Origin of the sequence: Haloferax marinisediminis (assembly GCF_009674585.1) — an archaeon.
Lineage (GTDB): Archaea > Halobacteriota > Halobacteria > Halobacteriales > Haloferacaceae > Haloferax > Haloferax marinisediminis.
Genome location: NZ_WKJP01000006.1, coordinates 120,672 through 128,755 on the forward strand (window position 1 = coordinate 120,672; position 8,084 = coordinate 128,755).

At 52.3% G+C, this 8,084-nt stretch carries 4 protein-coding genes; 2 read left to right on the forward strand and 2 right to left on the reverse strand.

Going from position 1 to position 8,084, the window contains the following annotated elements; genetic code table 11:
- Positions 1-18 precede the first annotated feature (18 nt).
- Both GJR98_RS17355 and GJR98_RS17360 read right to left on the reverse strand, forming a co-directional pair.
- Positions 19-2,145 (reverse strand): vWA domain-containing protein, encoded by a 2,127-nt coding sequence (locus GJR98_RS17355; protein WP_151139997.1) that lies wholly within the window; start codon positions 2,143-2,145, stop codon positions 19-21.
- A gap of 247 nt (positions 2,146-2,392) precedes the next feature.
- Positions 2,393-4,186 carry a DUF4143 domain-containing protein gene (locus GJR98_RS17360; RefSeq protein WP_225316461.1) on the reverse strand — a complete coding sequence of 598 codons (1,794 nt, stop codon included), beginning with the start codon at positions 4,184-4,186 and terminating at the stop codon, positions 2,393-2,395.
- Between the two features lie 102 nt (positions 4,187-4,288).
- On the opposite strand from GJR98_RS17360, the gene GJR98_RS17365 reads away from it, so the two are divergent.
- Together GJR98_RS17365 and GJR98_RS17370 are read left to right on the forward strand one after the other, a co-directional pair.
- Complete coding sequence (locus tag GJR98_RS17365) at positions 4,289-5,356, forward strand: hypothetical protein (protein ID WP_151139998.1); 1,068 nt, start codon at positions 4,289-4,291, stop codon at positions 5,354-5,356.
- Positions 5,353-8,084, forward strand: a 2,732-nt coding sequence (locus GJR98_RS17370) for a DEAD/DEAH box helicase (RefSeq protein WP_151139999.1), incomplete at its 3' end; no start/stop codon positions are given. The genes GJR98_RS17365 and GJR98_RS17370, both read left to right, overlap by 4 nt.

An 8,084-nucleotide genomic window follows, 5' to 3' on the forward strand; every position in this document is an offset into this window, starting at 1 on the left:
CTCCCACGGGGTTGACAATTATCGCGAGGGTCTTTTCCTATCAGTGTGGGTCAGCAAGTCGTCTATGACCGCAATCTCGCGTGTCATCGAATCGTCGTCGACTGTTTTTGACTCAGTAGCGAGGTAGTCTCGGAGGTCGTCAAAGACGGCGGCGTACGAGTCTGAGACGCGAAGTGGAGCAGACTCACGTTCGTGTTTAGTACGAGTTTCTCGTCGTGCCATCCAGTCGTCAACACCTGCGTCTGCACTCTTCGAGGACTGTCGAACCGACGTGGCCCACTCGCGAAGCGTTCGGCCATACCGACTCAGAGCGACTGCTTTTCGAATCCGTCGGTTGTCGTAGTGCTGGTCAGTCGGGAGGTCAACCGTGACTCGGGAACCATGAGTGGTGCTATCGCTTTCGACCCACGAGAGGTCAAGCGTAACATTTGGTTGTTCGGTTTCCAATTGGTGTAGCCGTACGAGAATTACTCCTCCACGGGACTCACCTGCTGTGGTCGGTGACGGGAAGAGCGTCTCGATGCTAAGAATCTGTCCGTTCGAAATGTCAGCATTTGGAGCACCATAAACAGCATCCACGTCACAACCATCAGTCTCGATCGACAACGACAGGTCGAAAACCAACGGCGAGACCATGTAGTCAAACTCGTCGGCGAGTCGCGTTTTGAACTCACTAGCAGAGTGAATGAAGTAGTGGTTGGCCCCGCGAATCCCGGACAACTTGCTCATCAACGCCGCGTTTTCATCGAGTCCCATCCCGACGAACGTCGTGTAAATTCCCTCCTTGGAAGCATCGGTGGCACACTCGACGAGCGGGGCCGACCGGGTCTCACCGACGTTTGGCATCGCGTCAGTCATGAAGATGACACGCTGTTCTCGGTTGGTGTCGCCACCTGAGAGGAGTTCTCGTGCTGCGGTGAACCCCGTTTCCATGTTCGTGCCACCCCCAGCAACAACCTCGCGGATGTGACCCCGAATTGCGCCCATGTCGGTCGTTCGAACTTCGGAGAGAGGTTTTGCCACGTGAGAATCTGAATTATACAGTACGACCCCAAACCGATCACTGTTATTGAGGTGACGAGTGAGCGCACAGAGTGATTCAGTTGCGGCATTCAACTTCGTCTGTTCTGGGTCAGTGGCTTCAGTGCTCTTTCGGGTACCGTTTGCATCGTAATAGTACTCGTCGAACGGCGAGGACATCGAACCGGAGATATCCAAGACGGCTACGAGATCGAGTGCTGGCCGTTCAAACTCTGAGGCGTTCAGTGTCGAGTCGAGACCGACCGAGAGGAACTGTTCGCGCTCTCCAGTGACGGGGTTGTCCCCAGCCGCACGTTCGAAGGTAGGGGTAAACAGGGCGTCGCTCGTTGATTCAGATTCTGCTGTGGGGAATTGGTAGTCGTAGAAGAGCCCTTCATACGACAGGGCGTCCGGTTGGGGGGCGTACCCCTCGGCGATGTTCTCACGGAAGTTTGAAGCGTCGCGAGCACCACCCGTTGCTAGTCCGAGTGACTCGTTTGCTGGCGCCGCACACGCATTGAGGGTAGGCTGGTTTGTATCACTGCGAGAAAACTCGAGTTCTCGCTCTGGAACCACGTTTTCACAGTCGACACAGATGTAGTCACTGTTGATCCGTGCCGGTGTACGAGTTTCTTTGGGTATCCAGTCGTCCTTTAGTTCGGTCGAGGCGGTGTTGACGGACTGGATACTATCGCACACGATGAAACAACCGCCCAGATTCAATGCGTCGCTGACGCTGACCAGGTTTTCGTACTCATCTATGGTAGCCGACTCCCGGAGTGCTCCATTGCACTCTGGACACGATGTTTCGTGATAGGGTAGCGAAGTCTGAGCGGTTGCGACCGTCCCCTCAATCGTGTAAATCGAACCTACTTTGAGGTCAAGTCGTTCACCGCTGTCGTTTGGTGCGAGTACTACCTCGTAGAGCGTTTCGGCGTCAGTTCGAATTGAGACACGACAGGCTGTTTCTCTATCAACATGGACCGTCCGCTGTGATACAAACTCTCCAATGAGCGTGATTTGTTCTCCATCTTGGAGCTTCCCGCCACCAGCTTTGATTGTGACCGAATCCATAACCCCGCCCCTCTCTCCAACTATCGACACCCTGTTGTCCTCATTGCCCATTTACAACACTCCATTGAATCTATTAGAATATAAAACTTTCTTAGGCAACAATCAATTGTGTCTATCTGAAAATTAAGGGCCTCATAAGCTGTTTACAGGGTTTGGTGAGGCTCTATCCACTCTAAGCCAGTGCACAGAAATGACGATAAATCGCCTCTTCAACGATACAAGCAATTCTCTTCGGGTGAGCTGAGAGGCTGTTTATAGGATTAAAAGCCAACTCTCCTGGATTTGACCCTGTGACAGTTTACGCGAGGAGTAAGAACAACCAGTACGGGAGATAACAGAGCTGTTTCCCATCACGCTCAACGGCCAATGACGATGATTCGTGTACCTCTCGTGGAAGTGAATCGGTGACGATGAACCGGTATGGTGCTTCGTAGGTTAAATCTCGAAGTTCTTCACCGGACTCGTCGAAGTGGGACCCTGCAGATGGGTCGAACTCCAATGCAGTCGCTTCGCTTCCATCGGCGTACGGTTGATACGAGAGCACGAACGGAAGGACAAGCCCATCGCCGTGAAGGACATAATCGACGGTCCCACTCTCTGTCTCAGTATATTCGACATCAAGTCGTTGATCACTCTCTCCGGGAAGTGACCATGCCAGTCGCTTTGCATGGTCAAAGCCGACTGTCCGCGCGAGTGCGTACTCAAATTCCGCGTTCAACACGCCATTGCTTTTGTACGACTCGAACCCGTGGTGTTCACGCCGTTGAGAAAGAAGTACCACGTGTCTTGGGTCACGGAGGTACAGTCGTGTTCTTCGATAGCGCTGGAGCGCGAAGTCGTGTGATTGACCCACTGCTAACCCTCCTTCGAGAACTGAGAGATACGAGTCGACAGTCCGTCTATCGACGCCAAGTTGTTCACTCAGTGTTGTATACCGGAGTTCCTCGCCTGCCTTACTCGCTGCCAGTGACCCAAGTCGATGGAGGTTCTCTGGGCGTTGCACGCTATGATATCGCGCGAGTTCCTTGTAGAGATACAGTAAAAAATGCGACCTAACAAGGTCGTTTCTGACCATGTCTGTCTCGACTGAATGGAATGATCCTCCCCGTCGAAGATATGCTCTCGCCGCTTCGTGAAGGATGTCGTGATCAATAGAATCAAGCTCGTCAAAGTAGAGCTTGGATAGTGATTTGACCATGTTCCCGACTGCCCGCTGCTTGAGATCCTCTTTGCGTGCGCGATTGATGAGGCCGTTGACCTGGTGGTGTTCAAGTGATTCAGCGAGTGCTTGTGCGTGTTCGTCCTCGAAGTCGACAACGTGGCCTTGTTTGACTGCGTCAATGAACTTCGTCGGGAGCATCGAGAACACGCCAACTACGTTTTCGACAGTCTCGCGCCACGATTCCGTATTAACATCGACTTGTGGTCTGACGATTCCCGAAATGAAGAGATAGGTTCTGTCGTCAACGAGTTCCTGCAACCGCTCGGGACCAGTATCTTCACCAAATGAGAGCGCACCGATGTCGTCGAGAATGATGAACTTCGTCCCACGCCGAGGGGCGACGTGCGAGTCGAAATAGTTGATAACGCTCTGGAGCCGGTCGAACGCCACTTCTGGCGTTTCGAGGTGATAGAGTGACTCTTCGAGAGGTAAATAGAGGATTTGTCGAGGAGAGACTGATCCGACGAGTGATTGATCGCGGTCACCAGGCGCGTATGCTAAGATGTCGTTGTCTATGAGTGCCGCGATAAGCTGCCGAAGCATCGTTGTCTTTCCGATGCCGGTTTGGCCATATATCGCGTGTACGAGTGAGTAGATATCATCGTCATGTGCCTTGTCGAGGACCTTGAGTAGGCCGTGGAGGTCTGAGCGTTCCTTCCACTCTGCTACGGTTCGGAGTTCGTCGAACCCACCGGTACCGCTCCACCACGGATTGTGATACTCGGCATCGGTGATGAAATCTTCTGCCGTTGTCGATGAATCAATCATAGTGACAATCGGGAGTGCGCCGCTATTAAATATGCACACCCTCATGTCCCTAAGGAAAATATCTCTGATGAGAAATGAACCACGATCTGTGATCTCGGACACGAAATGATGTATTCTCGTTAACTAATCTCGTAACAATCTGGGTATCACACGCATGAATATTTATAGTCGTATCCAAATGACTTGATAACGTGGTGACGATGATTGTCTTCGAAGGATGATATTGAAGGCGACCCCTGGGACGTATTTGATGAGGCTCTCAGCCGAGCGACTGAGAACCTCGATGCAAGTCGAGATCACTACCAAACGCTCGGGGAACTCGGTGCTTCGCCACCAGATGGCTACGTAACCGCATTGAGTGACCTCGAACAAGATATCGAACGTATCGACGATTTACTCGACGTCACGGCAGAAGAAGCCCAAACAGCAGTGAATGTCGCTCAACGAGCGACACTGCTCGCTGACGTTCTTTCTATCTCTCGGACATTCCACGAGGCACTTATCGACATTCACCTCGACCTCGCTGAGACATGGCTCGAGGCACTCTCACATGCAAACGCCGGTTTCGTCGAAGCGTTGGATGAGAACTTCACTGTCGTCCAGCAACTTGTTGCAGGGGGAAAATACGCACAAGTGATGGACAACCAACAATTCAGCCTAGTCAGTTGTTGGAACCAACTGTACGAGAAAGATGCGGACATCCGTACTGATTCTCCAGATAAGTACGTAGAGGCCTGTCTTGAGGCAATATCAGATATCGAAGAGGGATTCACTGACGACCTTCAGGAACTCAACCGTGCAGGTGCAACACTTAGAGTGAAGTCTGAACGACAGGCGCTGAACAGTGTTTTAGAACCAGTCCGTGAGGTGTTTTCGGACAGAAAGTGTACCCAAGAGACCGCGCTTGAAACTAGTATCGCTCTGCAGGGTGCGATGATGTTGAAGTACCAAACGACGTTTGCACGTCGGGCATACACCTACTGCTGTGAAATTGCCGATATATTAGCGGCCGAATCTGTGGCGGTGGATTCTCTCGACGAACTCAAAACGAGTCGACGTGTCGACGAACTTGTCGCACTGCTAAACAAGTACGTCACTGGTGAAACGACAGTCAGCGATGAAGAGAGAGTGTTCGATCTCCTGAGCGAGCATCATGGGAGTCTAAAACAAGCGCTTGCAGCAACAGACCTTGGCACAGCGGAGTTCTTCGACACAGTCCAGAAACTGTATCTCGACGACCAGGTGGTAGATATCGAGGTGAAATTCGAATGAGTAACGGTTCAATTGTAATCGACGGCGGGGCAATAGAAGACGTTTGGGCAGAACTCAACGACGAAGACAACAAAGCGCTGCTCAAGAAGCTCAAGGCGACGACGCTTCGGCGCATCGACGAAACGTGTAAACGACAAATCAACGCTGGCGAGTACGATGCCACCGCAAAGTTGGTCGATATCTACCAATGGTTCGAAGACAAACACCTCTCAGAAGACAGTGAGCTCACACGGGAGGTTTTCATGGCCGATGACGTGCTACAGTGGGTTAGCCACCACGGGCGTGACCAAGTCGGGCGTGTCGTGTTCCGTCGAATCATCGAGACACTCGAGCAGAACGATGAACTGCTCTACGTCTATGACCGACAGCGTGTCCGAAGTCGGACCGCAGAGATGGCTCGGTATTTCGCTCTGATTCGTCAGCGAATTAGTGACGATGAAGAGACTGATTTCGACTTTGCACCGAATTTGGTCAAGATGGTCAAGATGGCTATCATCGACCGCGAGCAACCGATTTTCGAGGGTGAACAGGCGGCACAGTTCAACCCGACACTACGAAACATTATCAAAAACATTCGTGGTGATGTTTCTCCCTCGGCAGAACTCCAACAGACGGTCGGAAACGATTGGAAATCGACGGTCAAAGAGTCTGTCCAGTTCTTCAAGCAGTTTTTACAGGACGGACTCCACGAAGACTTCGATACACTAGCAGCCTACCAAAGTCGAGCACTCGTGGATTTGTACACACACGCAGTGACCGACCAGTCTTTAGACAAAGAACTTGCACACGTCATTACCGCGAGTACTGGTGGTGGGAAGACAGAGGCCTTCTTGTTCCCTGTCTTGATGTACTGCCACACCGCCTGGAAGGCAGGTATCCGTGGGAACAAAGCAATTCTCACCTACCCACGTCGGGACTTGTGTGACAATCAGTTCGAGCGACTGTTCAAATATGCCCACACCATCAACGACCAGTTAGGGATGGCCGATGCGTCGTTCGAATCAGCGCCCGTCTCGATATCGATTCAACACGGGGGCCGGAAGGGAATCTCACTCGAGTGTCCAGAATGTGACGGCGAACTTACGCCACCAGAGAAGAACGACGGCCACGAAGATGGACCGCTTTCGTGTTCACAGGATGAATCCCACCACTACGATTGGACATCAACTAAGCGGAGCGCGGCCGCCGACATCATCGTCACGACCCAGAACTCCCTTCACCTCCGTCTCATGGATCGCTACGGGAACAGTGCGTTCTGGTCACACGATAACCCGACCAAGTTCTTGGTCTTAGACGAGGTTCACGTTTACACTGAGCAAGCAGGGATGCACATCTCGAACGTTGTTAGGCGGTTCAAACGGGCTGTGAAAGAACGCGCCCCACAACAATCGCTATCGCTCGTGGCGTCGAGTGCGACGATTAACAACGCCGAGGATTTCACCGAACGAATCTTCGATACGGACGAAGCGAAACGAATCCGACCGGCTAACGACGAAACAGACATGGTCGGTTCTGAGTACATGCTGTTCGTCAAAGCGACAGAGCCACGAGACGTCGCGATTCCTGTCGGAGAAGACGTCTTCCGACCACAAGACAAGTGGGAGAATATCCACCGGACGACTGCCTCGAATCTCTCGTGTATGATTCAGATCGGCTTCTCTTTCTGGCACACTGCACGGAAAGAACGGGGGAATGCAGCCTCCGGTAAAAGTGACAAAGACAAGATTCTGGGATTCGTCGACTCCATCGACTCAGTCAGTCGTCTTGGTACTTCTATCGAGGATGCCGAACAGAACAGAGAGTTGTTCAAGCTTCGACGCCCTGATGCGTTCTTACGAGGCGAAAACACTAACCCTGACTGCCCAAGCGAGCGGTTCTCCGGAAAGGTAGACGACCAGTTCGAAGAGAATGCAGTTTGTGAAGCACTGCCTCCGAACAAGTATCTCAACGGGTGTCCGACCTACGAGGCTGGAGAGTGTTGGTGGACGATGCGTGAGAACTTTGAGCTTCGTCCTATGCAGATGGCCGTTCACAAAAGTGGTCGCCGACAGAGACCAACAGACCCCAAAAACCCCGGCGACGAGTGGGACCAGATGATTGCGACGAGTGCTTTGGAGGTAGGGTTCGATCACCCAAGCATCATCGGGACGTTCCAGTACCGTGCACCGATGAGCGTTCCCGGGTTCCTGCAGCGGAAAGGGCGTGGTGGTCGTGACGCTGACGACAAACCAGTCACGGTCGTTGTTCTCGGGTCGACTTCGACCGACTCGTACTACTTCCATCACTCTGACTACCTGAGCGACCCACAGGAGACTCATCTCGAAATCCCGCTCGACGAACACAATCGGTTCGTCCGTGCAGAACACATGATTGCCGCAGTCTTCGACTACTTCAATATCCACACTGGCATTGATGCCAACCGGATATATCAGGGCCGGATAGGGGAGTATGGCCCTGATGCAGAAGAATTAGTAAAAGTACTAGAAAACCGACGAGGAGACCTCAAAAACTGGCTTTTGACCTCGTTCGATGCAAGTGAGAAAGAAGTAACACGTGCACTAGACGCACTTGAGGAGTACGCAGAGTCACTAATCAACCCGGTCGCACCTGGGATTGACGAGACCCCGTTCTGGAAACTGTTCAGGGACGTCGTGACAGACTTGAAGAAGACGGGAAGATACGATCAGAAATCACTCGATACGCTCATTTCACAGATTCACGAACGCAA

What these genes read in the sequence shown, in the direction of transcription:
- GJR98_RS17355 (WP_151139997.1), bottom strand. Translation starts at nt 2,145, where the DNA reads ATGGGCAATGAGGACAACAGGGTGTCGATAGTTGGAGAGAGGGGCGGG.